Annotated in this window: 15 protein-coding genes and 2 pseudogenes; 9 read left to right on the top strand and 8 right to left on the bottom strand. The window is 72.7% G+C overall.

The window, feature by feature from the left end:
* Window positions 1–63: 63 nt before the first annotated feature.
* The 3 genes and pseudogenes from ACIGYR_RS06350 to ACIGYR_RS06360 form a co-directional block, all read left to right on the top strand.
* Complete coding sequence (locus ACIGYR_RS06350) at window positions 64–558, top strand: MarR family winged helix-turn-helix transcriptional regulator (protein WP_399601814.1); 495 nt, start codon at window positions 64–66, stop codon at window positions 556–558.
* The gene (locus tag ACIGYR_RS06355; RefSeq protein WP_399601817.1) at window positions 555–1,010 is read left to right on the top strand and encodes a MarR family transcriptional regulator; all 456 of its coding nucleotides are present in this window, start codon (window positions 555–557) and stop codon (window positions 1,008–1,010) included. Before ACIGYR_RS06350 ends, ACIGYR_RS06355 begins: the two co-directional genes overlap by 4 nt.
* A gap of 106 nt (window positions 1,011–1,116) precedes the next feature.
* Window positions 1,117–1,662 (top strand): annotated as a pseudogene (locus ACIGYR_RS06360) (IS5 family transposase); the annotation flags it as partial.
* 1,055 nt (window positions 1,663–2,717) lie between these two features.
* On the opposite strand, the pseudogene ACIGYR_RS06365 reads toward ACIGYR_RS06360, so the two are convergent.
* A pseudogene (locus tag ACIGYR_RS06365) lies at window positions 2,718–4,234 on the bottom strand (MFS transporter).
* A gap of 433 nt (window positions 4,235–4,667) precedes the next feature.
* Between ACIGYR_RS06365 and ACIGYR_RS06370 the strand changes: the two are divergent.
* Complete coding sequence (locus tag ACIGYR_RS06370; RefSeq protein ID WP_399601819.1) at window positions 4,668–5,339, top strand: PepSY domain-containing protein; 672 nt, start codon at window positions 4,668–4,670, stop codon at window positions 5,337–5,339.
* 145 nt (window positions 5,340–5,484) lie between these two features.
* Window positions 5,485–6,288: an SDR family NAD(P)-dependent oxidoreductase gene (locus ACIGYR_RS06375; protein WP_399601821.1), complete on the top strand. Its 804-nt coding sequence runs from the start codon at window positions 5,485–5,487 to the stop codon at window positions 6,286–6,288.
* Window positions 6,289–6,486: 198 nt separating this feature from the next.
* Here the strand turns inward: ACIGYR_RS06375 and ACIGYR_RS06380 are convergent, their stop codons facing one another.
* On the bottom strand, window positions 6,487–9,204 hold the full coding sequence (locus tag ACIGYR_RS06380; protein ID WP_399601823.1) for an NB-ARC domain-containing protein: 2,718 nt from the start codon (window positions 9,202–9,204) through the stop codon (window positions 6,487–6,489).
* A 148-nt stretch (window positions 9,205–9,352) separates the two neighbouring features.
* Between ACIGYR_RS06380 and ACIGYR_RS06385 the strand changes: the two genes are divergently transcribed.
* Both ACIGYR_RS06385 and ACIGYR_RS06390 read left to right on the top strand, forming a co-directional pair.
* Complete coding sequence (locus tag ACIGYR_RS06385; protein ID WP_391837224.1) at window positions 9,353–9,802, top strand: hypothetical protein; 450 nt, start codon at window positions 9,353–9,355, stop codon at window positions 9,800–9,802.
* A 120-nt stretch (window positions 9,803–9,922) separates the two neighbouring features.
* Window positions 9,923–10,945 (top strand): LysR family transcriptional regulator, encoded by a 1,023-nt coding sequence (locus ACIGYR_RS06390; RefSeq protein WP_399601827.1) that lies wholly within the window; start codon window positions 9,923–9,925, stop codon window positions 10,943–10,945.
* Here the strand turns inward: ACIGYR_RS06390 and ACIGYR_RS06395 are convergent.
* The 3 genes from ACIGYR_RS06395 to ACIGYR_RS06405 all read right to left on the bottom strand — a co-directional run bounded on the left by ACIGYR_RS06395 (window position 10,902) and on the right by ACIGYR_RS06405 (window position 14,526).
* Window positions 10,902–12,890, bottom strand: a complete 1,989-nt coding sequence (locus tag ACIGYR_RS06395) for a glycoside hydrolase (RefSeq protein WP_399601829.1) — start codon at window positions 12,888–12,890, stop codon at window positions 10,902–10,904. The genes ACIGYR_RS06390 and ACIGYR_RS06395 overlap by 44 nt on opposite strands.
* Window positions 12,891–12,969: 79 nt before the next feature.
* Entirely contained in the window at window positions 12,970–13,785 is an 816-nt protein-coding gene (locus tag ACIGYR_RS06400) for a class I SAM-dependent methyltransferase (protein ID WP_399601830.1), read from the bottom strand.
* Window positions 13,786–13,929: 144 nt separating this feature from the next.
* Window positions 13,930–14,526 carry a TetR/AcrR family transcriptional regulator gene (locus ACIGYR_RS06405; protein WP_399601833.1) on the bottom strand — a complete coding sequence of 199 codons (597 nt, stop codon included), beginning with the start codon at window positions 14,524–14,526 and terminating at the stop codon, window positions 13,930–13,932.
* Between the two features lie 72 nt (window positions 14,527–14,598).
* On the opposite strand from ACIGYR_RS06405, the gene ACIGYR_RS06410 reads away from it, so the two are divergent.
* Window positions 14,599–16,215 carry an FAD-binding oxidoreductase gene (locus ACIGYR_RS06410; RefSeq protein WP_399601836.1) on the top strand — a complete coding sequence of 539 codons (1,617 nt, stop codon included), beginning with the start codon at window positions 14,599–14,601 and terminating at the stop codon, window positions 16,213–16,215.
* 204 nt (window positions 16,216–16,419) lie between these two features.
* On the opposite strand, the gene ACIGYR_RS06415 is transcribed toward ACIGYR_RS06410, so the two are convergent.
* Complete coding sequence (locus ACIGYR_RS06415) at window positions 16,420–20,172, bottom strand: family 78 glycoside hydrolase catalytic domain (RefSeq protein WP_399601839.1); 3,753 nt, start codon at window positions 20,170–20,172, stop codon at window positions 16,420–16,422.
* Window positions 20,173–20,408: 236 nt separating this feature from the next.
* On the opposite strand from ACIGYR_RS06415, the gene ACIGYR_RS06420 reads away from it, so the two are divergent.
* Window positions 20,409–22,211: a protein kinase gene (locus tag ACIGYR_RS06420; RefSeq protein ID WP_399601842.1), complete on the top strand. Its 1,803-nt coding sequence runs from the start codon at window positions 20,409–20,411 to the stop codon at window positions 22,209–22,211.
* 35 nt (window positions 22,212–22,246) lie between these two features.
* Here ACIGYR_RS06420 and ACIGYR_RS06425 read toward each other — a convergent pair whose 3' ends face one another.
* Window positions 22,247–25,081 (bottom strand): type 2 lanthipeptide synthetase LanM family protein, encoded by a 2,835-nt coding sequence (locus ACIGYR_RS06425; protein ID WP_399601845.1) that lies wholly within the window; start codon window positions 25,079–25,081, stop codon window positions 22,247–22,249.
* Window positions 25,082–25,277: 196 nt separating this feature from the next.
* On the bottom strand, window positions 25,278–25,478 hold the full coding sequence (locus ACIGYR_RS06430; protein ID WP_391837208.1) for a DUF6229 family protein: 201 nt from the start codon (window positions 25,476–25,478) through the stop codon (window positions 25,278–25,280).
* Window positions 25,479–25,503 lie beyond the last annotated feature (25 nt).

The raw sequence follows: 25,503 nt of genomic DNA on the forward strand, positions 1-25,503 counted from the left end.
TGCGCCGTCACAGCCGCAAGAAAATAGTAGCCATGGAGATAGTAGCCATGTACTCTATTTGGCATGAGCAAGGTTTCACCGGGCCCCACGCCCGGCTTCCTGGTGTGGCGGCTCGCCAACAAGTGGCGCGTCGCCGTCGATCGGGCGGTGGCTCCGCTGGGGCTCACGCATGCGCAGTACTCGCTGGTGGCGTCGCTGTACGGCATGCAGCAGGCCGGTGAGCGGCCCAGTCAGCGGCAACTCGCTGACCATACCGGCCTGGAGGCGCTGTACGTCTCGAAGCTGGCGCGCGCCCTGGAGTCGGCCGAGCTGATCGAGCGCACCCGCGATCCCCGCGATCCGCGCGCCGTACAGCTCGCCCTCACCGGGCAGGGGCAGGCCGTCACGCGGCAGGCCATCGACGTGGTGCAGGAACTGCACCAGCAGTTGCTGGAGCCGCTCGGCGGGCTCGACGCCCCACGGACGCGCGCCTTCACCGACGAGCTGACGGCCCTGCTCGACACGCCTCTCACTCCATCTCTACCGAACAACGAGAGCACTCAGGGGGCAACATCATGACCACCACCGCATCCACCACCGCACCCGTCGCGGACGCCCGCGCCCTGGGTCTGGCCCACTACGCCGCCCGCAGCCTCCTGGAGCACGTCCTGGCCCGGCACGGCATCACGTTCCAGCAGCAGGTCACCCTGCGCGCGGCCGTCACCGCCGACGCCCCGCGGACGCCGGACGACCTCGTCGCCCAGGTCCGGTCCTCCCTCAAGGCGGACCCGGCCGACATCCGCACCACCCTCGACGAGCTGCTGGCCGACCAACTGCTCGCCGTGGACGGCGCTCACCTTCGTGCCACGGAGTCGGGGCGCGAGCTGATCGCCGCCGTCGGCGCGTCGACCGCCCCCGTCACCGCCCGCGTCTGGGGCGGGATATCCGCCGAGGACCTGGCCGCCGCCGGTCGCGTCCTCGCCCTGGTCACCGAGCGTGCCAACGCGGAGTTCGCGGCGCTGGCCGACTGACCGAGCCGATGGGGCCTTCGTCCGGTTGTGACCAATATCTGAGGCCGTCTGCACCCTGTGCCGCGATCTGGCCGGGCACTCCAGTGACACCGATCCTGTCCGTGAGGAGCGGCGCCGCCTGTGGCGTCGACGCCGACTCCGGCTGAAGGCCGCCCTGCTCGGGCGCTCGCGCGGCGGCCAGACCAGCAAGATCCACATCGCCGCCGACCGCAAGTGCCGCCCGCTCGCCCTCATTCTGACCGCCGGGCAGGCCGCCGACAGCCCGCAGTTCATCCCGGTCCTCAAGAAGGTGCGGGTCCGCCAACCAGTCGGGCGTCCCCGCACCCGGCCCGACCCCGTCGCCGGGGACAAGGCGTACTCGTCCCGCGGCAACCGCACCTACCTGCGACGACGTCAGATCAAGACGGTCATCCCGGAGAAGAAGGACCAGGCCGCCAACCGGAAGAAGAAGGGCAGCCGAGGCGGTCGGCCCGTCGGCCACGACACCGGCCTCTACAAGGAGAGGAACACCGTCGAGCGCCTGATCAACAAACTGAAAGCCTGGCGCGGCATTGCCACCCGCTACGACAAGACCCCGCAGAGCTACCTCGCCGGCCTGCATCTCCGCGCGTCCATGATCTGGATCGACAGCCTCACGCGAACCACCCTCTGATCACAACCAGATACAGCCCTAGGCGGGGCCGGAAAGGGTGGGTGCGGGTACGCCTCGGCGATCGCGGCGCGTCCACCCTTCAGCTCGGGCTTCGGCGCGTCAAGGGGGCCTCAATAGTCAGTTATGCCTGACTTCCGGTCAAGCATTCCACGTATATCTGGCTATTCGCCCGGACCGACATGAGGATGCCTTTTGCGCGGGGCGATGAGCCCCACAATCGCGAGTCGGAAAGGTGTTCCAATGAAGCGTGTGTTGGCAAGTGCGTTCGCTACGCTCGCCCTGGTTGGGGCGAGCGTAGCGACCTCCGCGTCATCCGTGTCGGCGGCTCCTCAAGGCCCGTCCGCGCTGCCGTGCACCAAGGTATTCGATGACGGCAACACTGCGGGCATCAAGTGCACGGGCAGCACCTTCGTAGGTTGGGCCAAGTGTGCGAACGGACGCACCGCCCAGGGTGCAGCCGCGGCATCTGGCACCACCTCGTACGCATACTGCACTACCTACAACTCACACCTGGCCTCGCCCCGCTCATGGGGCGGAATTCCCTGGTAAACAGTGGAGATACTGAGCCTTCAAGACCTCGAAGGCTGGCGGTATCACCAGCCTTCGAGGTGCTCAGCTCCTTCCGTGCCTGGCCTTTCGGCCAAGAATCACGGGAAGCGGCCATCGGTCGCCCGCCACTGTCTACAGCATCCTCGTCAGGCCGACGGGGCCGCGGGCTGCCGCCCGGCCCAGGACGGGACGCCGACACCACCGAGTACTTCGACGACTCCGTGCATGACGGCGACGCGGTCGCCACGAAAACCGGGTCAGCACACTCGCGCCCTGACCATGATCGTTCTCAGCGCCAACCGCTGTACCGATGTTCCCCGAGGCCGGCTCTGTGGCGTGCTCTGGGGCGGGAACGGCCGGCGGGTCACCTGTGGCCCGGTCCGGGCCGTGACTGTTGACTCGTGACCGGTGCCCGGCGGGCGGGCCGGATCCGGGCGGCTCCGCGAGGCCGCCGGGCCGGATCAGGGCGGCTCCGCGGGGTCGGGACCCGGCGGGGTGAGGGTCGGTCAGCCCTGCCTGGCGTGCACGGGGTCGTTGGCCACCTCGTCGGGGCATTTCCGGTGCCGCTTGTGCGTCCGCCGGTCGCGCTGCCAGTCCAACGTCGCGAGAGCCAGGGACGCCGCCATGCCGACGAGACCGGCGCCCAGCGCGGTGACGAGTGCGCCGCGATAGTCGTGGCTCCTGCCGAGCACCAGGTAGAAGAGGCCGGGCAGGGCGGCGGTCCCCAGCGCGGCGCCCAGCCGCTGCCCCGTCTGCAGGGCACCGCCCGCCGCGCCCGCCATGCGCACCGGCACGTCCCGGAGGGTCATGGTGATGTTGGGGGAGACCACGAAGCCGCTGCCGATGCCGCCGAGGAAGAGCACGGGGGCGGCGACCCAGGGAGCCATGTGGAGGGACGCGAAGCGGAGCAGCAGCGCGGTGCCGCCCAGGCCGGCGATCACGCCCGCGAGCCCGCACACGGTGAGCAGGCGGCCGTACCGCTCCACCAGTCGGCCCGAGAGCACGGCCGCGCTCGCCGAGCCGAGGGCGAAGGGGGTCACGGCGAGCCCGGACCGCAGCGGGGAGAAGTCGAGGCCGCGCTGGTAGAAGAGGGCGAAGACCAGCCAGACACCGCTGAAGCCGATGAAGTACAGCGTGCCGATGCCGGCCCCGACGGCGTAGCCGCGCACGGTGGTGAACAGACGCGGGTCGAGGAGCGGCTGGGCACCCCGGTTGACGAGGCGCCGCTGCCACCGGGTGAAGGCGACGAGGAGCGCGGCGCCGACGAGGAACAGCCACCACAGGCGGCTCAGGCCGCCGGATTCGGCTTGCACCAGCGGATACATGAGTGCGAGGACGCCCAGACCGAGGAGCAGCACGCCGGGCACGTCCACTCGACCCCGCCCGGACCGACGGACGCGAGGGAGCAGGCGGCGGCCCAGCAGGACGGCGAGGATGCCGATGGGGACGTTGACGTAGAAGATCCACCGCCAGCCCTGGGCGCCGGAGGCGAGCGCGAGGATGGCGCCGCCGGTGATCGGGCCGGCGGCGGAGGAGACACCGACGGTGGCGCCGAAGAAGCCGAAGGCGCGACCGCGCTCGGCGCCCCGGAACATCTGCTGGATGAGCGCGGAGTTCTGGGGCGCCATGAAACCGGCCGCGAGGCCCTGGGCGAGGCGGGCCACCACCAGCAGCGTGATGTCCGGGGCCGCCCCGCACGCCGCGCTGAAGATCACGAAGCCGCTGAGGGCCAGCAGGAAGATACGGCGCCGGTTCAGGGCGTCGCCGAGACGCCGGCGGTGACGAGGGCGAGGGCGAAGGCCAGGGCGTAGCCGGAGACCACCCACTGCACCTGCGCGGGGGAGGCGTGCAGGTCGCGCTGGATGGTGGGCAGGGCGACCGCCACGATCGTGACGTCGAGCAGGCTCATGAAGCCGGCCACCAGCGTGACCCACAGGGCATGCCACCGGTTGGGATCCGGTTCGTACCCGTCCTCCCCGGCGGCCGGCTCCCTGCCGTCCGCGGCTGACGTCGACGCTGTCACCTCGCCTCCTCTCACCGGGCCGCACCCGGGCCGGACAAGTTCCCTCGCCCCGAACGGGCACACATCCCCCGGCTTGCCACGGAACCCGTCCGGGCGGCTGCCCGAGGGGTGCGGAGTCGGTCATCGGCACAGCGCCGGAACCGTTGGTCGAGGCCCCTGCTGCGGACGACCGGCCGACCACGATCGCGACCGGCGAAGCGGTGGGCGTGACCGCCGTGGGCACCGCCTACCGGCACTCGGCCGTGTCCTCGTCCCCCGTCGACTCCCCGCGGACTTTCCCCTGGCACTGGGGGCCGGCTCACCGGTTGCGGCCCCGGAGAGGTCTCGCGTGTCCACATGAGGCGTCGCCGGCCTCCGTGGCCGTGCCGGCCTCCGCCAAGCACCGGACGGACATCTCGCTTAGGCTGCCCATATGGCAACTAAATGTGACGAGTTGACTGCGAAGGGTAAGGAGCTGTCGGTCCCGCGTGGCACGGCTCTCCTTTCCGCGGCGGCCGCGGCCGGCGCCCTGCTCACGGGATGCGGCAACGACGCCGGCGATGCCGCGCGGACCGGTGCCGCCGAGGCCGCCCGGATAGCCGCGACGTCCTCCTCGCCCTCGGCGAGCGCGAGCAGCCTCACCGAGGACCAGACGGAGCGGAAGGAGCTCATCCCCAAGGTCAAGACCGGCTACGAGCAGGCGTTGCGCGCCGCGGTCGCGGCGGTACCGAAGTCCGAGCCGGTCTCGATCAAACTCAAGGGCACGCCCGACCGGCCCCGGTGGAAGACGGAGGTTGCCACGGCCGACGGCGCCGCCAGTACCGTCCGCGTCGACGCGCTCACCGGCAAGGCCGGCAAGGCGCGGACCGAGACGGACCAGGACGACGACGACAAGCGCGAGCTGGCCGACTGGCTGAAGAAGGCCACCGTGACCGCGCAACAGGCGGCGCAGACCGCCACCGACAAGACCAAGGGCACCGTCACCGCCGTCGAACTCGACGACTCCGACGGGGGCACCCCGACGTGGTCCGTCGACGTCGTCACGACCGACGACTGGAACAAGACGACTTACGACATCGACGCGACCAACCGCAAGATCCTGCAGGAGCACATCGACCGGGACTGACGGCGCGCCCGTCGCGGGCATCGAGGATCAGCCTGGCCGGCGCCGGCTCCGGCTCCGAGGCGGTACGGGGCGGCCCCGTGTGGCCGAGCAAGACTTCCGCGCCCCGCACGGTTGGGCGCAGGCGACGGTGGTTACTCCGGACCACATGGACGATGACAAGCCGCTGGCCCTGGTGACCGGGGCCTCCAGCGGAATCGGATACGCACTGGCCAGACAGTTCGCCGAGCATGGCTACGACCTGCTGATCAACGCCGAGGACGACCGCCTGGAGCACGCCGCGCTGCGGCTGCGTGAGACCGGCGCGGGGGTCCGCGCCGTACGGGCCGATCTCCGCGAGGCGGCGGGCGTGGACCGGCTGGTCGCGGCCACCATCGGCCTGGAGGTCGACATCGTCGTGCTCAACGCCGGGGTGGGTCAGGGCGGAGCCTTCGTGGACACCGACCTGGCCGACGACCTCTCCGTGATCGATCTGAACGTGACCTCCACGGTGCGGCTCGCCAAGCCGCTGCTGCGCGACATGCTCCGCCGCGGCTCGGGCCGACTGGCGTTCACGTCCTCCATCGCCGCGACCATGCCCGGGCCCTTCCAACCGGTCTACAACGCCTCGAAGTCGTTCGTGCAGTCCTTCGCCGAGGCACTGCAGAACGAGGTCGAGGACACGGACGTCACGGTCACCGCGTTCATGCCCGGGCCGACGGACACCGACTTCTTCCGCCGGGCCGGCATGGGTGACACCAAGGTCGGCACCACGGACAAGGACGACCCGGACGACGTGGCCCGCCAGGCGTTCGACGCGATCACGCACGGACGCGAGAAGAAGGTCACCGGCTCGCTGAAGACCAAGGCCCAGGGGCTGGCGAACAAGGTCCTGCCGGACAGCGCCAAGGCCGCCGTGCACCGGTCGATGGCTGAGCCGGGGACGGCCGAGGACGCCGGCGGGCGTCCCTAACCTGGCAGATCGAGTGCCAGGGTCGCCGTGCACCGGTCGGTGGCTGAGCCGGGGACGGCGGAGGACGTCGGCGGGCGTCCCTAGCGTGGCAGATCGAGTGCCAGGGTCGCCGTGCACCGCTCGGTGGCTGAGCCGGGGACGGCGGAGGACGCGGAAAGACGCCCCTCGCCACGGCAGACCGATCCCCAAGTCCCCCGGCTAACCACCGGCGCGATCGCCTTTTCGCGCCATCTGCTGCCAGTAGGCGAGATTGTTGCGGGCGATCAGCGTGCGGAGGTGGTCGGGTCCGAACACGCGTCTCCGCTCCTCCAGAAGCTCGGCGATCGCCGCGGCGGCGCCGGCCGCGTCCCCTGCTTCGCCTCGCCAGTGGGCGAGCGAGCTGCGGGTGGCGAGGATGCTGGGATGATGGCGTCCTCGTACCCGTATCAGGTCGTCGAGGAGCTCGGCGAGTGTGGTGGCGGCGCCGGCCGCGTCTCCTGCTCGCCCCTGTGCATCGGCGAGGTTGGTACGGGCGGCGAGGGTATTGGGGTGGTCCGGTCCCAGGATGCGCACCAGGTCGTTCAGGAGCTCGGTGAGCGCTGTGGCGGCGCCGGCCGGGTCCCCCGCATGAGCCTGCCACCGGGCGAGGTTTCCACGAGCGATGAGGATGTCCGGGTGGTCGGGGCGCAGGATCCGCCTCATGTCGTCCAGGAGTTCGGCGAGTGCGGTGGCGGCGCCGACCGGGTCGCCTGCCGTCCCTCGCCACAGAGCGAGGTTCCCGCGGGCGGTCAGGGTGTGCGGGTGGTCGGGGCCCAGAACCCGCGTCATGTCGTCCAGGAGTTCGGTGAGTGCGGTGACGGCGCCGACCGGGTCCCCGGCTTCCCCACGCCACAGAGCGAGATGTTCGCGGGCGGTCAGGGTGTCCGGGTGGTCGGGTCCCAGCACACGCTCCAGGTTGTCCAGCAGTTCGACTGTGGCGGTGGCGGCGCCGGCCGCGTCCCCCGCCTCCGCCCGCCACTGAGCGAGGTGACCGCGGGCGATGAGGACGGCCGGGTCGTCGGCGTGGCGTACCCGCACCAGGTCGTCCAGGAGTTCGGCGAACGCGGTGGCGGCGCCGGCCGCGTCCCCCGCCTCCCCCCTCCATCGGGCAAGATAGCTGCGGACGGTGTGGACGTCCGGGTCGTCGGCGTGACGTACCCGCGTCATGTCCTCCAGGAGCTCGGCGAACGCCGCTGCCGCGCCGGCCGCGTCCCCTGCTTTCCCGCGCCATTGGGCGAGGTAGCTGCGCACGGTGAGGGTGTCGGGGTGGTCCGGCCCCAGTACGCGCGTCAGGTCGACCAGCAGCCCGGTGAACGCTGTGGCGGCGCCGGCCGCCTCCCCTGCTTCTCCCCTCCACCGGGCGAGGTAACCGCGGACGGTCAGGGTGTCCGGATGGTCCGCGCCCAGATAGGCGGTGGCGGTGTCGGTGAACCGCTGGAAATAGTCGCGGGCGGCGGTGACCTGCCCGGCCTCTCCAAGACTGCGTCCCGCCCGGTACAGCACCCCGTGGGCGTCAGGTCGGTACAGCGCGCGCTGCGCGTACCTGGTGAGGGCGGCGGTGTTGGAACGCAGAGTCTGGGCGAGGGCGGTGTCGCGTTCGATGTCGGGCCAGACGGCCAGGAGGGCGTCGGCCGCGGTGCGGGCGGTCCGGTCGTACTGGCTCGTGGTGAGCGTGTCGCGGACCGCGTGCTGAATGAGCTGGTGGATCCGGACTACCGAGTGCCCGGTGTCGCGAGTGGTGCGGTCGACGAGGCTGAGCCGGCGCAGCGCGCCCAGAGCTTGCTGCGCCTGTTCGGCGCTGACGGAGGCCGGTCGCGGGTCGGTGCCGGTGCCGGCGGTGAGATGGTCGAGGACACGCCGGCTGGTCAGAACGGTTTCGGGGATGCCGTTGGGGTCGAGGAAGGCGGCGATCTGGAGCAGGGGGCGGGCCAGGCCGACGGGGCGAAGGGCGTTGGCGCGGTCGATGGACAGGGACCAGGCGGCGTCCAGGGGGTGGGACTGGTCGTCGGGCAGGGCCTCGGGTGCGGCGTCGGCGAGGGTCCGGGTGCGGTCGGCCAGCAGGGACCGGTAGGTGCTCACGGCGAGGCCCGTGTCGATGAGGTAGGCGGCAGCCTGCGACAGGGCGAGTGGCAGGTGCCCCAAGTCCTCTGCCAGGCCCAGGAGTTGCCCGGTGTCTTCGTGGCGGTCCTGGGCGTCCAGTGCGGCGGTGAGGTAGGCCAGGGATTCGGTCCGCGTGAACAGCCCGACCGGGATCATGCGGCGCCCGTGACTGGTGAGGGCGGCGTCCTGGCGTCGGGTGGTGACCAGGGTACGGCCGTGGGGGCTGGCCGGCGGCCACCACCCCCGCATGTCCGCGGGATCGGTGATGTCGTCGAGCACGATCAGCCACCGGCAGGACACTCCCTGGGCCTTGGGTTCCAGCCAGGCCAGGAACGCGCGGGCGGCGCCGACCGGGTCGGCCGGATCGGTGCCGAGCAACTCCGCGGCGGCCTGCGCGTACCCGGTCACGACCGCGGTGCTGGTGTCCGCGGTGATCCAGACCAGCACGTCAAGCCGGCCGGTCTGCCAGAGCGTGCGGGCGTAGTCGGCGGCAAGCTGGGTCTTGCCGACCCCGCCCATCCCGGCCAACACCTGACCGTGCGCGGTGCCCTGCCCCACCAGCACCGCCTCGCCACCGACCGTCAGCGCATCGCGGAGCCGGCCGGCCTCGCCCCGCTCCTGGAAGAAGCCCGCTGCCGCCGGTAGCGTCCCGACCTGGTGCGGCCATGAGGCAGGAGGGCGGGGTGGGTGGTGATGGATGTGCTGCTTGCCCACGACGGGACCGGTGAAGACGCTGTCGTGGAAGTCGACGTGATCCCCGCCGACTCCGGCCGGCGGTTGCTGTAAGGGCGCGCTCACGGTCACAGCCTGCCGTACCTGAACCAGGTTACGGAAGCGCGTTGATCGACACGCCGGGTCGGCGACGGGCGGTGTCCTGGAGCGCGTTCCGGCGGGGTGCGGGGGAACCGGCAGGTTTGCCGTGGGAGGCACGGGCAACGCGAAGCCCATGACTGAATCGAGCAGGGAGACGGGCAAGCAGGCCGTGTCGGAGCAGGAGACCGCCGAGAAGGCCCGGCGGACGGCGGAGAAGGCGACGGCACCGGCCGGCCGCGCGGCGAAGAAGGCGGTGGCGACCTCGGACGACGCGGTGTCCGCCGCGAAGTCGGGGACCGAACGAGCGGCCGAGGCGACCGGCGCGGCCGCCCGCACGGCGGCTCGGGGTGTCGAATCGGGGCGCCAGGCGCTCATCACGGCATCGGGTCAGGTGGCGGCCACGGCCAAGACGGCCGCCGCCACGGCCAGGACGGCCGCGGCGGTGGTCGCCCAACGCAAGGTGCTCGCCGCCGGTGTGGGCGCGGGCCTCACCGCGCTGAGCGCGGCGTCGTACGCGTGGGGCCGCCGGGCCGAGCGCCAGACGCACGGGCCTCTCACGCGCTGGACCCAGGGCCGCATCTGACGGGTCGGCGGGCCGGCGCCGGTCACGGGGACGATCGGGCGCGGCAACGACCGACTTCGTCCGCTTTCGTTGCAACTTGAACATCTGGTGTGGTGTCCCGCGCCGTCCTACGCTCCCTCCATGGAGTTGGAGGTGAGGCACCTGCGCGTTCTCTGCGCCATCGCCGACACCGGCAGCCTGCACAAAGCGGCGCGGGAACTCGGCCTGGCACAGCCGTCGTTGAGCACGCAGCTGCGGCGGATCGAGCGCGCGCTCGGGGCCCAGCTCTTCGTGCGCGCCCGGACCGGCTGCCGACCGACCCCGATGGGGCTGGCCGTGCTGTGCCGGGCCAGGCCGCTGGTGGCGGAGTTCGCGGCGATCGTGACCGAGACCAGGGCCGCCGCGGCCCGTGCCGCCGGCGGGTTTCAGCTGCGCATCGGTGCCACGGCGAGCCGGGCCATCCCGGGCTGGCTCCGGCTGCTGAGGGCGCGGGTACCGCGGATCGAGCCGGCGCTGCACATGGGCGTGTCCGGCAACGCGCTGCTGGGCATGGTGGCCGCGGGCCGGCTCGACATGGCCTTCGTGCACGAGGTCGAGGGCAGTCCGCTGCGCATTCCGCCGGGCCTCAGTCTGCGCGTACTCGTCGAGCGCGAACCGCAGTTCGTCACGCTCGCCGCGGACCATCCGGCGGCGTCGCGGCGGGAGGTGAGCCTGACGGACCTCGCCGACGACCGCTGGATGGTCGACTCCACGGTCGACGGCGAGTGGGCCGCCCTGTGCCGGGTGCTCCGCGCGGCGGGCCTGGATCCCGAGATCCTGCACGGCGACTACCTCACCGCGTACTCGCTGGCCGCCATCGGCGAGGTGGTCACGGTCAGCCAGCCGACGGCCCATCCCCGGCCCGATTGCGCGATCCGCCCCCTGAAAGGCGATCCGATAGGGGTACGGCTGCTGCTGGCCGCCCGTACGGAGGCGGAACTGGACGACGTCTACCCCGAGTTGGAGGAGGCTTACTGGGCGGTGGCCCGCGAGGCTCCGGCGTACCGGCAATGGCTGGCGCGTGCGCGGCCCCCCGAGGAACCCGAGCCGTGGGGCACCCGCGGTCCGGTGTACCGGCTCGTCACAGGGCGGCCGGACACAGCCGCTGGGCCCTGCCGCCCCTGACCACCGCCGAGACGCACCCGCCGGGCAGGCCGTCGTGGGAGACGGCGGAGAAATTGGCGGTCACGGTCAGCACGCCGTCGCCGAAGGTGGTCCGCTGCACCCGGCGGTCCGGCGTCAGCGGACGGAAGCCGGTCATCGGCTCGGTCGCCGCCGCCTTGTGCAGAGGCGCGAAGTACTTCTGGAGCCGCGCGATCCGCTCACCGTGACGGTCGAGTTCGCTCTGGTCGAGCACGAGGTTGAGGGGCACGTTGTAGAGCATCGCCAACAGCGCGCGGGTGCGGCTCTGGTCCGGCAGCTTCGACCACGGCAGCTCCCAGCGCTCGGTGCTGATCACGGAGTCGTGCAGCACCGTCTGGTAGAGCGGCACCCGGTACCTCGGGTCGTACATCGCCTTGGCGACGTCGTCGGGCAGGCGCACCGGCTTGAAGAAGATCCCGGGGGCTCCGGCGGGCGTGTAACCGCCCCACGTCGTACGGTCCCTCTCCAGCGCCCACAACCGGTCGGTGACCGGAGTGCCGGAGCCGTGGCTGAAGGACAGCACGCCGTTCGCCCACGATCCGGCGTTCTCCGAACCGAGCACCAGCTCGCGGTCGCCGGACAGCCGGGCCATGCGCTCCAGCCGGTTGCGGCGGTCCTGGGTTTTGGTCATCGGATGCGCCGGGGTGTGGTCGGTGAACAGCTCACCGGCGGCGTCGACGTCGAGGAAGTAGCTGTCGGCGCCGTTCGCGGTCATCTCCCGGGTGCGGTCGGCGAGATGGTGCCGGGAGGGCTCGGCCCGCCGCAGCGCCTCGGAACTGACGTAGCAGCCGCGGCCGCCGAAGCCGGTGACCGGCTTGCCGTCGGCTCCGTGTACGCAGGCGTCCGGCCACACCGGGGCGGGCCACTTCGACACCGAGGTGTCGGCGGACCGGGGATCCTGGGCGTTGGCCCAGGAGTCGTAGGGTCCCACGAGGTAGCCGGACCGCTCGGCCGCGCTCGTCGCCTCGGTGTGCATGGGGGAGCCGTCGGCGTCGTAGCCGAGCCACATGCGGTCGATGCCGAGCTGCCGCAGCCGGCGTACGCCCTCGGCGGTCCGCGCCTGGCCCCAGGTGTACGCGTGGAAGGCACCCACCAGCTTGCCGGCCTCGGGATTGCGCGCGATCTTCTCCCGCAGGGTGGTGATGCCGCCGTGGGCGGCCAGCCAGGCGCGGTAGTCGCGGGCCGCGGCCACCGGTGAGCCGTCGGTGAGGGCGAACGTGATCTTGTAGTCCGTGGTGCCCTCCTGCGGCGAGAAGGCGTGCTCGGTCTCGGTGTGCAGCCGGCCACCGGCGGAGACGAACTTCAGCGTGGTCCCGATGTCGGACTCGGCGATGTAGCTCGCGCCGTGCCCGCCCGACAGGCTCGTGCCCCAGAACGGCATGGTGAGGCCGTCGGCCATGCCCGCCTCCGAGCCCGCGAGTCCCGCACCCGGCGAGTTCCACCACCGGTCGGCGACCGGCACCGACAGTCCCTCACCGCGCGGAAACTGCACGTCTCTGGTGGCCGGGTCGGCGCCGGTCACCGGCCAGGTCAGGGTGGACTGCCGGGCCGAGTGCACGGACACGGCCAGCCGTCCGTCACGCGCGGACGCGGTGACCGTGAATCCCTTCGCCGCGTACTGCCAGGTCGCCTTGCCGTCGCGTACCGACACCTTCCCGGCGGCGCCGAGTCCGCCGGCCGCGGGCGCGGAGAGCTGCCAGGTGCGGCCGTCGTCGGCGCGGGCGTGTACGGCCAGGGTCGCCGCGTCGACCACCGCTCGTCCTCCGGCGAGGGGCACGGTGACCTGGTCCCCGTGCGCTTCGACCTGCCGACGGGCGTCCGTGCCGGTGCCGAAGGCGGTGGCAGTGCCGACCACACCGACCACCGTGAGCGCACCGCTCAGCGCGATGATCTTCTTCCTGGTCTTCCTGATCTTCCTCGTCCTCATGGCCGGCCACTGTGGTGACGCGGGATAAGAGACTTCTAAGAAAGTGCCGTGCGCGGCTGACGCCCGCCGTGTCGTGGCGTCAGCCGCGCCGTCCCCAGGCCATCGCCATGCCGGGACCGAGTTCGGCGAGCCGGGGCGAGGCCAGGTACGCGAGTGCCTCGTCGATGACCACGGCGTCCACCAGGCCGGTCTCCTCCAGAGCGGGGCGCATCCGGCGCCATGTCTCGGCCCAGAAGAGGGCCAGGGGGCTGCCGGCCACGAGCGGCGGGCCGACCAGTTCCGCGGCGACGTCGCGCAGGCCCTCCTCTCGCAGGAAGTGCGGGTATGCCGGGACGGAGGAGATGTCGGTGCCGATCGTCGACCGCAGCGCCTGCCACATGGCGTCCATGGTGCGCCGGTACGCGGAAGTGGAGTCCGTGGGGTCCGGCACCTCCAGGGCATCGCCGAGCACCAGCCAGCCCCCCGGGTTGAGCCACTTCGCGAGCCGTGTGACGATCCGGCGGCGCTGGGGGAGGTGCATGAGGACGAACCGTGCGTGGATGAGGTCGAAGCCGCCGGGTCGCAGGGCCTCGTCGGTGAGATCGGCGGTGATCACCCGCAGCCGCGGCCCCGCGAGGGCGTTCAGTCGGGCGGTGTCCCGGTCCAGGGCGACCACCTCGTCGACGCCTGCCTCGTCCAGCAGCCACCGTGCCACCGTGCCGGTACCGGCGCCGACCTCCAGGCAGCGGCTGCCCGGCCCGGCGCCCAGGGCCCGTAGCCGGCGCGTGGTCACCGGATCGAAGACCAGTGCGGCGGCGTCGATCCGCTCGGCTTCCCGCGGGTGTTCCGGCGCGAACAGGTCCTCGCCGTAGCGGCCCTCCTCGGGCGCCGACCCGCCGGTGGGCGAACTCGTCATGAACCGGACCTCCTGCCCTTGCTGCCGTGCGCGTCACGACCCGCGCATAACGGTACAGAACGGGTCGGTCGGCGGACGGTGTATCGAGCAGGCGAGCGCGGAGGCCGGCCGACGCCCGGCGCGGTGAGGAGACACGAGCAACGGTCAGCCCGCGCCCAGTGCGCTGAGGAGGCGTGCGCAGCGGGCCGTCATCTCGGCCGCACTCTGCTCCGGCCGGTCCGACCACCAGCGCATGACGGCGGTCACGGCGTACTGCCAGACGTCGTTGAGGAGTTGATGGTCGAGCGGGTCGTCGTGTCCGGCACGGGTGAGGAGCTGGGCGGCACCCGCGGCGCCCATGGCGGCGAGGCGCCCACGGTAGAGGCACGCGGCGTCACGCAGCTCACGGATCGGCGGCAGGGCGGGATCGTAGAGGACGGACCAGGCATGCCGGTGCTGCTCGACCGTGGTGAAGATCGCGTGGAGGGTGTCCAGCGCGTGGTCCGCCGACCCGCTGCGGGACCGGGCGGCGGCCACGGCGTCCACCAGCAGGGCGCCGACCCGATGGACGCAGGCGAGGTACAGGCCGTCCTTGGAGTCGAAGTAGCTGTAGACCAGGGGTTTGGAGATGCCCGCGCGCCGCGCGACGGCGACGACCGACACCCCGGCGTAGCCGTGTGTGCCGAACTCCTCCACGGCCATGTCGATGATCTGCCGCTCCCGGTCCGCGCGGGAGACACCCTTCGTTCCGGCCTTGCCCATGAGGGCCAGCGTACCCCACCATATGACCTATTGGTAATTTACCCAATGGTCAATTCAGAGGGGTGCGGCGTCATGGCGCGGTCGTGGTGGGGCTGGGGGAACGTCGAGGACGCGGTGGGCGGAGCCGAACTGCGGGCGCTGCTGGACCGCGTGCGGATGCTGGTGCCGGGCGAACCGACCGATCACGAGCCGCCGGGCATCGCCTCGCTCGGCCTCCCCGCTCCCCGGGTGACCGCACCCGCCTCGCTCGCCGCCCTGTGCTCCGCCGAACCGGCCGACCGTGCCGCGCACGCGCACGGCAAGGCGTTCCGGGACGTGGTGCGCAACCTGCAAGGGGACCTGCGCCATGTACCGGACCTGGTCGCGCGGCCCCGCGACGAGCGCGACGTGACCGACCTCCTCGACTGGTGCGGCCGTGAGGGCGTCGCCGTGATCCCGTTCGGGGGCGGCAGTTCGGTGGTCGGCGGCGTGGAGCCGCGGTGCGCGGACCACCGCGCCGTCGTCACCATGGATCTGGAGAGCATGGACCGGGTCCTGGAGGTCGACGGGACGAGCCGGGCCGCGCGGATCCAGTCCGGCGTGTTCGGCCCGCACCTGGAGAACCAGCTCAGGCCGCACGGCCTGACCCTGCGTCATTTTCCGCAGTCGTTCGAGTTCTCCACGCTCGGTGGCTGGCTCGCCACGCGTGCGGGCGGCCACTACGCGACGCTGTACACGCACATCGACGACCTCGTCGAGTCGATGCGGGTGGTCACACCGAGCGGGGTCAGCGCGTCGCGACGGCTGCCGGGATCCGGCGCGGGGCCGTCACCGGACCGGCTCTTCCTGGGCAGCGAGGGAACGCTGGGCGTCATCACCGAGGCGTGGATGCGCCTTCAGGAACGCCCCCGGTGGCGCGCCAGGGCCTCGGTGCGGTTCGGTGACCACAGGGCGGCGGTGGCCGCCACCCGGGCGATCGCGCAGAGCGGCCTGAACCCGGCGAACTGCCGACTCCTGGACGCGGCCGAGTCGCTGATCAACGCGGGCGTGAGCGTGGGCGGCGGGACACTCGTCCTCGGCTTCGAGTCCGCCGACCATCCGGTGGAGCGCAGTATGGAACGGGCCCTGGAACTGTGCCGCGACCACGGCGGAGAGCCGTCCGCCGACACCCGCGCGGCATCCGGCGGGACTTCGGGCACCGCGCCGAGCGAGGGTGCGGCCGGTGGATCCGTCGCCGAGACGTGGCGCTCGTCGTTCCTGCGGATGCCCTACCAGCGGGACGCGCTGGCCCGTCATGCGGTCATCGCCGAGACCTTCGAGACGGCCTGCACCTGGGACACCTTCGACACGCTCCACCGCGCGGTCACCGAGGCCGCGCGACAGGCCATCCGCGAGACCACCGGGACAGGGGTGGTCACCTGCCGGTTCACCCACGTCTACCCGGACGGGCCCGCGCCGTACTTCGGCGTCTACGCACCCGGCCGCTGGGGCAGCATGGTGGCGCAGTGGGACCACATCAAGGCCGCCGTGTCGGAGGCGATCGAGACGTCCGGGGGCACGATCACCCACCATCACGCGGTCGGCCGCGACCACCGTCCCTGGTACGACCGACAGCGTCCCGGCCCCTTCGCCGCCGCGCTGTCGGCCGCCAAGAAGGCCCTGGACCCGGCCGGCATCCTCAATCCCGGTGTTCTCCTGCCGGCGTCCTGACGGCTGGCTTCCTCGGTCCCCTTCTCGGCGCATACCGGCTGCCCGCCCACACCTCGGTCCTGCTGTCGAGCGGCCCCCTCGACGACGGCCGGCCGGCGCCCGACCACGCGGCCTGGCTCACGGTGCAGGCGGCACCGCCGCAGCGGTTGTCGGCGCGTCGTGGGCAGCGGAGACGCCGCGGACGCGCCGCTCGGCCGGGCCAGGTCAGACCGGTGCGGTGAAGGTGTGGCTGCCCGCGGGCAGGTGGTAGCTCGCCGCACCCGCCGGCACGGCCTGTGCGGGGGCCGCGACCGACTGCGGCCGTGAGGTGGGGACCGTGACCGTGGCGACGGTGTTGACGGGCACCGTCACACGCAGCGTCAGCTGCGTCCCGGCGACGGACCAGCTGCTCGCCGCGCCGCCGTACGGCGTGTCGTAGGTGCTCTCGGCGGAGGTCAGCCCACCGCCGGGCCGGGGCGCTATGCGCAGGGCCGCGTACCCGGGGCGCGCCGGGCCGAGTCCGCCGACGTGGCGGTAGAGGAAGTCGCCGACCGAGCCGAGACCGTAGTGGTTGAACGAGTTCATGCCCGGGTCGTTGAACGAGCCGTCGGCGCGTATGCCGTCCCAGCGCTCCCAGATCGTCGTGGCACCGTGCGCGATCATGTACCCCCAGCCGGGGAAGCCGCGTTGCAGCAGCACGCGGTACGCGGTGTCGGCATGGCCGTGCTCGGCCAGCACGGGCAGCAGGTTCTCGACGCCGAGGAAGCCCACGCTGAGGTGCCCGTCGGCCGCGGCGACTTCGGCGGCCAGCTTGTCCGCGGCCGGCTGCACCAGGGACGCCGGGAGCAGCCCGAACGCCAGGGCCAGGACGTAACCGGTCTGGGTGTTGCCGCGCACGGTGCCGTCGCCCGCGACGAATCGCGTGGTGAAGGCCGCGGCCACCCGGTCGGCTAGGCGCCCGTACGACACGGCTTCGGCCGGCCGGTCCGTGGCCGCGGCCATGCGGGCGACCAGCCGCGCCGACCAGGCGAAGTAGGCCGTGCAGATGAGGTCCTGTGCCGTGTTGTCGTTGACGTTGAGCCAGTCGCCGAAGGTCTGCCGGTCGCGTAACAGGTCACTGCCGGCGGTGGCGCGCAGATAGTCCACCCACTTCGCCATCGCCGGGAAGTGCCGGTCGACGACGCCGAGGTCGCCGAATCGCTGCCACAGCGTGTACGGGATGATCGTTCCCGCGTCGCCCCAGCCCGCCGTGCCGGCACCGCTGATCACCGTGGGAGCGACATCGGTGAAGGCGCCGTCGGCCTGCTGGGCGTCCGTCAGGTCGTCGGTGAACTTGGCGAGGAAGGCGTGGGTGTCCAGGTTGAAGGTGGACGTCGCGCAGAAGGCGGCGATGTCCCCGGTCCAGCCCAGGCGCTCGTCCCGCTGGGGGCAGTCGGTCGGGATGGAGAGCATGTTGCCGCGTTCGCCCCACACGATGTTGTGCTGGAGCTGGTTGATCAGCGAGTCGGAGGTCCGGAAGGTGCCCGGCCGCGCGGCGCCGGTCCACACCGCGCGACCGGTGACGGTGTCCTCGTCGGGGGTGAAGCCGTCCGGCAGACCGGTGAGTTCGGCGTACCGGTAGCCGTGGACCGTGAAACGTGGCTCGTACGTCTCGATGTCCCCGGTGCCGGCGAGGGTGAACCGGTCCGTGGCCTGGGCGGCGCGCAGATTGGCGGTGTAGAGGGTGCCGTCGGGGTTGAGTACCTCCCCGTGGCGGACGGTCACCGTGGTGCCTTCCCCGCCGCGAAGCGCCACGCGGTTCCAGCCGGTGAAGTTCTGCCCGAGGTCGAGGATCCACACCCCCGGTTTGGGCTGGGTGATCTTCACCGGGTGGAACTCCTGCTGGACGGTCACTCCGTCGTCGACCTGGGCGACCATGCGGGGGACGGCCCCGTCCCGGACCGCCACGGCCGGCCAGTCGTTGTCGTCGAAGTCGGCGGCGTCCCAGCCGGCGATGTGCAGCCGCGCGTCGTAGCTCTCGCCGTTGTACAGGTCGTCCGCCGTGATCGCGCCGGTGCTGGTTCTCCAGCTGCCGTCGGTCCGCACCTGCTGGGTGGTGCCGTCGGCGAAGGTGATGAGCAGCTGCGCGGCGTACCACGGCTGTGTGCCGTACCGCTGGCTGCCGGCGAAGCCCAGGCTGCCCGAGTACCAGCCGTTGCCCAGCCAGGCGCCGAGGGCGTTCGTGCCCTGCCGGATCCGGGTGGTGACGTCGAAGACCTGGTACTGAAGGCGTTTGGTGTAATCGGTCCAGCCCGGAGCCAGCACCTGGTCGCCGACCTTCGCGCCGTTGAGCCGGGTCTCGTGGAGGCCGAGCGCGGTCGTCAGCAGCCTGGCCGAGGCCACCGGGCCGCGCACGGTGAAGCTCTTGCGCAGCAGCGGCGCGGGCCTGACGACGTGCACGCCGGAGCCCCACGGGCCACCGCCGTACGACGCGACCACGCGCGCGGCCGGCCAGGCCCCGTCGTCGAATCCGGAACGCTGCCAGCCGCTGGGCGCGTCCTGGTACGACTTCCACGTCGCGTCGGTGACCAGGGTCGGGCCGCCCGGCACCGTGAGCCTGGCGATGACCCCGGCGGGGGACTGGCTGGTGTTCCGGCTCGCGATGGCCACCGTGTTGGCGCCGCTGGTGAGGTGGGCGGTGACATCCACCGCCGCGGCGCTCTTCCACGAGTCGGTGGCCCGCGGCGAGGCGCTCACCAGGGCTCCGTTGACCCAGACGTCCGCGGTGTCGTCCCCCGTGACGACCAGGGTCGCGGCGGCCGGCGCGCCGGTCAGCGTGAAGGTGCGCCGGAAGTAACGGGTCTCGGCGGGCCGGCCACCCGCGGGATCGCCCTCGGGGTACCAGATCCATCCGGCCCCCGACAGGTCCGGCCCCGGGGCCCGGCCGATGAACGCGGCCCGCCACTCGTCCGTCCCCGACAGCAGTCCGGTCTCGAACCACCGGGGCGCACTCCAGGAGCCCACGCGGCCTTGGGCGTCCCACACGCGTACGCGCCAGAAGTAACGGGTCAGGCTCGCCAGGCCCTGGCCCGCGTAGGGGATGTCGAGCTGCCGGCCGGAGGGGACACGGCCGCTGTCCCACAGGTCGCCGGTGCCCTCGGCGGTGGACGAGACCTGGATCTGGTAGCCGCCCTGCCGCTGCTGCGGTGCCGTCGAGTCCAGCTTCCAGCCGAACCGGGGCCGTGCGGCGTCGACGCCCAGCGGGTCGGCACGGTGCTCCACGGTGCAGGCGGCCACGCTCAGCGGCGACGCCGTCGCGAGGTCGGGAGCGGCGACCGCGGTGTACCAGGGAGCGCTCCCGTAGGCGCCGAGGTCCCGGGCGGCCGGCCAGCCGCCGTCGCCGGAGTCGGGCTGCTCCCAGCCTTCGGGTACCTCTCTGCCCGCCGACCAGCGGGCGTCGGTGACGACATCGGTGGTGCCGCCGGAGGTCAGGACGCGCACCCGTCCGATGACGCCGGCCGGTCCGCCCTGGTTGCGGCACGCCAGCGCGATGGTGTTGGTGCCCGGCCGCACAGCGGGCCGCAGGTCCACGTACAGGGCGTTGCGCCAGGAGTGCGCCACTCTGGGGGAGGCCGCCAGGAACTCCCCGTTGAGCCACACGTCGACCGTGTCGTCGCCGGTGACGACGAGCTGAGCGTCGGACACGTCGCCTTCGGCGGCGGTGAACGTCGTGCGGAAGTAGCGGTGTCCCACGGGTGCGTCAGCGGCCGGATCCCCTTCCGGGTACCAGATCCAGCGGGCCGGGGACAGGCTGACGGGATCCGCTCGGAGGGTGCCGGCGGCCGCCTGGGCGCGGCCGGTGAGCGTGCCCGTGACTCCGGCGGTGAGGGCGCCCGCGGTGAGGGCCGAGCCCGTGCCGAGGAAGTGGCGCCGGCTGACCGCGGGACGGTCGTGGGGGGTGGGCGAGCCGGGGGCGGGGGGAGGGGTCTGACGGGCCAACGGAGAACTCCTTCACACGGGTCGGGTGAAGCGGGACGGCTCGGCTGGGCGACGGAGGAAGCGTATTGAAACGATTCAATCGGATAATGCGGTCGCAACGTACGAGAGTTGCCGGGGGCAGTCAAGGGATCGGGACGCCCCCTTCACCGCCGGTCCGGCCGGGCCACGACCGCCGGGCCCGTGCGGCCGGGAAGCCCGTGCGTCCGCTGTCCGAGGCGGCAACTAAGCTCCCGCGCATGAGCGAAGCGGGCAGCGACACCAGCGGCAGACGGGTTGTCGACGGGCGGTTCCAGCTGGAGAGACGGCTCGGGGGCGGCGGCATGGGCACGGTCTGGCTGGCCCGGGATCTGGTGCTGCACCGGAGCGTGGCCGTCAAGGAGGTCCGGCCGCCCGACCCGGGCCTCGCCGAGTACGACCCGGAGGCCGCGCGCATGCTGCGGGAGCGGGTCCTGCGGGAGGCGCGTGCCCTGGCCCGGGTCGACCACCCCAACGTGGTGACCATCCATCACATCGTGGACGGCGGCCCGGGAACCTACCCCTGGCTCGTCATGGAGCTCGTCACCGGCGGCTCCCTGGCCGACCGCCTCGCCCGCGGGCCGATGGACCCCCGGGAGGCGGCGCTGACCGGGCGCGAGGTGCTCGCCGCACTGCGGGCGGCGCACGAGGCCGGCATCCAGCACCGCGACGTGAAGCCGGCCAACGTCCTGCTGCGTCCCGACGGCCGTCCGGTGCTCACCGACTTCGGCATCGCGGCGGTGCGGGAGTCGACCGCCCTCACCGCCACCGGCTCGGTGATCGGCACGCCCGACTACATGGCTCCGGAACGCGTCTCCGGCCACGACGGCGGCCCGGCCTCGGACCTGTGGTCGCTGGGGATGATGCTGTACACGGCGGTGGAGGGCCGTCACCCACTGCGCCGGGGCACCACGCTGGCGACGCTCGCCGCCGTCCTGAGCGACGACATCCCGCCACCGGCCCGGGCCGGCGCGCTGACGGAGGTGCTGCTGCGCGTCCTCGTCCGCGATCCCGAGGCCCGGCCCGACGCCCCGGAGCTGGAGCGGATGCTGGAAGCCGCGGCCCGCGCGGCCGGGACACCCACCTCCTGCCCGTTGCCGCCACCCCCCGCGGTGCCGGCGGCCGGCAACCGGACGACGACGGCCTTCGGACCGGTCGTCGGCGACCGCACGGCGGCGCCCGCCGTGCCGGCCCCGGGCTCGGGGCCGGTGACGCAGGGCTTCGGTCCGGCACCGGCGATGCCCGCGGAGCGGTACGACGCCCACCCCGCGCACACGGTCGCACCGGGACCCGAGGACGTGCGTCCACCGGGCACGACCGTGGCCGTACGCCGCAGCCCCCGCCGGCGCCGGACGCTGGTGAGCCTGCCGGTCGCGGGAGTGGCGCTGGCCGGCACCCTCATATGGACGCTGCGGCCGGACGGGGGCACCCAGGACACCGATGCGTCCGGACCGTCGCATTCCGCGGATGCCTCCACCGGGACGGCCCGATCGGGCGCACCGGCCCCGGTCTCCGCCTCGCCGGCCGGGAAGTCCGCCTCGCCCGCCGGGAAGGCGGAGGCGGACGAGACGGACCTGCTGACCCCGGCCGGCATCCGCACCGCCGTCGCGGCGCTCACGAAGGAGACCGGCCGCGACCGTTTCGGAGACCTCACGGTGTATCCGCAGTACGTCGACGCCGAGTTGATGGTGAAGGGCAGCGACACCCGGTACGACACCTACACCTACCGCCCCGGGCAGGGCGTGACGAAGGGGATCATCAGCGGTGCGCTGACCAGTGGTTCCACGCCCGTCACCCTCGACGGGTTCGACTGGGACGCCGTGCCGGTCCTGCTGCGCGAGGCCGGGAAGAAGCTGAACGTCGGCAGGGCGACCTCGCGCTACCTGCTCCTGAACCTGCCGGACAAGGACTTCGGTACTCCCGCCGGGATGTCCGTGTACCTGTCCAACGCCTACCAGCAGAGCGGCTACCTCCAGGCGGATCCCCAGGGGAAGGTGCTGAGGGTCGTGCCCGTCGACGACTGAGGGGCCCGCCCGGGGGCGCCGCCGGCCGGGGCCGGTCAGTCGAGGAGCAGGGGATCGGGCAGGGACGCCTCCCGGTGCATGCGCAGAAGGCTGTGCACGACTCCCGAGAGCCCCGACATCAGGCTGGGAGAGAACGCCTCGCGGGCCAGACCGCCGACCGGACCGCGTTGTTCCAGACCGGTGAGGATCTCGCCGTCGAGGCCGTCCGGGTCACCGAACCCCAGCGTCGTGAGGAACTGCCAGAGGCCGAGGTCGCCGTGGCACAGCGTGTGGCTCCAGCCGAACCCCTCCGCGGCGCAGGCGCGGGCGGCCCGGTGAGCGATGTCGAGGTGGGCGGGATCGCCCGCGCGGCGATGGAGGTCGAGCATGCCGATACCGATGCCGGCGCTGCCGTGGCACCAGCTGGTGAAGAAGTCCTCCTCGGCGCCGACGCGGACGTCGAGCCAGTTGCCCTGGCCGGGCTGCCACAGGGACTCCTGGAAAGCGAAGGCCCGTTCGGCGAGGCGGTGCCAGGCACGCCGGTCCGCCGTCGAACCCGCCTCGCTCAGCGCCAGCCGGGCCAGCGCCCAGCCGATGCCGGTGGCGCCGTGCGCGAAGCCGCCGATTCCTTCCGGGTTGAGGCGGGTCGTCCAGCGGGCCCCCTGTGCGTCGACGGTGACCCGCTGGGCCAGCCGGCGGCCGATGTGCGCGGCGGCGGCCAGCCAGCGGTCGCGTCCGGTCGCCGCGGCAAGGCCGAGCAGCGGGACGATGCCACCGGCCGCGCCGTTGAGAAGGTCCACCTCGACGTCGTCGTCGACGAGGCGCCCTTCGAGCAGCGCGGCCCGTCCGGCGGCCCGGTCGAGCGGCCACTCCTCCCCGAGCACCCGGTGCAGCGCCAGCCACGTCCACACCTGCGACGCGGCGCCGCTGAACGCCCCCGCGGAGGGGGTGGGCGTCCGCTCCTCGGTGCTGATCAGCACGCGCAGCGCGCCGTCGAAGGTCTCGGCGGCACCTGCCACCTCGTCCGCCCGGCCGGCCCGGACCTCGCGGAGGTACTCCGCGAGCACCAGGGCCACCCCGCCCTGCCCCGTGTACAGGTCGGCGGGCAGCACCCTGATGGACCAGCCCGCCGGCGTGAACACCGGGCTGATCCAGGTGACCGTGCCGTCCGCGCCGCGTACCGCCCCGTCGCACAGCCGGCGCACCATCCGCGCGGCCAGCCGCCGCCGGCGCCGCTCCCGGTCACGGGCGTGCGGCTCCACGGCGGCGGTCCGTACCCGCGCGGGCAGCGAACGCTCGTTCAGGTACGCGCCCACCAGGGCGTCCTGGATCACCGACTCCTCCAGCGCGAAGTCGGCGGTGTGCCAGTCCTCGGCCGTCCGCCGTACGGCCGTCAGGTCCACCGTGAAGCCCGACATCGGCACGTCACCCACCAGCAGGCCGGCGATCTCGCCGTCGATGGCCTCCCGGTCCGTCGGCGCGCCCGGCAGCACCTGCGCATTGCGCCGCAGTATGTCCCGGGCCCGCTCCACGGCCGCGTCCTCGTCGTGCAGCGACGCCGGGTGCCACAGCATCCGGCCGATGTCGACGTACGCCTGGGTCGGCCGCAGGATCCGCCGGGCCCGGGTCCCCTCGAAACGACGGAGCAACCGGACGGGGTCCACGGCGGGCCGGCGCAGGTGCGCGGTCATCTCGCGGAAGCCGGCCAGGATCCGGTCCCAGTAGGCGCTCAGCACGGGCGCGGGGCTGGGGTGGTTGCCCGCGGTCGGCATCGCCACCATGTCCACCTGGAAGCGGGCCGCCGCGGTGCCGCCGTCCGCGACCACCGGGTTGGGGATCAGTGGCTGCTGGCCGGGCAGCGCCCCCACACCGGAGATGTCCACGCCGCCCAGCGCGAATCCGGTGCCGCGCACGGGCAGCAGACCGGTGCGCAGCACTGTGCGCCGGATGGCCGCTGCCGCCACGTCCACCGCGTCACCCCGGCCGCTGGGCGGGAAGGGCGCGGGGGCGTCGAAGAGCGTCTCGGCGTCCACGATCACCGGTACCGGGCCGTCCGCGATCATGTTCTCGGCGTGCATGTCGGTGCCGCCGGTGAACCGGAGGACGGCCAGCCAGTGCCCCATGTTCCGGTAGAAGACGGCGAGTTCCGTGTCATCGGCGCAGTAGCGGTGGCGGACGAACTCGGCCCAGCCGTAGCCTTCGCGCGGAAGCGTACATGGCACCCGGATCCGTTCGTGCGGTGCCGGGGCCCCGGGGAGATCCGCGAACAGTTCCTCCAGCAGTCCGCCGAGAGCGACGTCCGCCTCGGACGGACGTGGCTTGTACATGACTGTACCGCCGGCGAGGTCGACCCGGGTGACGGTCAGACCGCCCTGATGACTGTCACCCGCCCCGAACGTCACGGCACGGATCCGGCCCGGGGACCCGCCACCGAGCAACGGCGCCAGCGACGCACGGTCGGCGGCGAGCCGCTCGGCGAATCCGGCCGTGGCCGCGACGGACATCCGTGCCACCCTGCTGATCCGCGGGCCGACAGCGGGGTAGCGGCCGGCCAGCTTGTCGAGGTACCCCTCCGCACCGGCCTGTTCGATGAACGCGGCCCACACGCCCGTGTCCGCTTCTGCCGCACCGGACCCGGCTCGAGGATCGACGCCCTGCGCCATACGGAACGCGTGCAGCTCCATGAGGAACAGACGGGTGAGCTTGGCGTGCAGCGAGTTGAGCAGTGCGGTGTGGCCCGCCTCCAGCAGTACGTCCCGCTCCGCCCGGTCCAGGGCGTGCACGGCCGCGAGACGCCGGGCCAGGCCCTCGCGCCACGGCCGGGCGATGCCGCGTACGGGCCCGGCGAACCATTCCGCCTGCTCTGCTCTGTCCGGTGCCGACTCGCTCACCTTCCACCCTCCCTGCTCCAGACGTGGTACGCGCCTGTTCCGGCGCGTAGCGAAGACAACGCGGGGAACAGCGCGAACAGCCCGGTGCGGCCGCTCCGGTGCGCGGAGCGGACGGGATGGGCAAGGCGCGCGGTTCCCCGCGGGACGAGCTACCGGTGCGGCGGACGCGCGCCGTCACCGGTGGGCGGGCGAGAGGTCAGCAGCACCAGCTGCCGCGCGACCCGCTCGGGCTGGAGCAGAAGCCGTACAGGGAGTCGCTCGGATCGGTGAGCGCGGCCTCGGCGGCGGCCCCGCCGACGTACAGCGGCCCGGCAGGGTTGAGCTGGCCGTACGCGCTCTCCGCGCCCGACAGCCAGGCTTCGAGCACTGCGGCGGTGTGCACACTGGTCTGAGACATCGGTGGCCTCCGAAGTGGTGAAGGG

The organism is Streptomyces sp. NPDC053076 (assembly GCF_044546845.1).
In the GTDB taxonomy this organism is placed as follows: domain Bacteria; phylum Actinomycetota; class Actinomycetes; order Streptomycetales; family Streptomycetaceae; genus Streptomyces.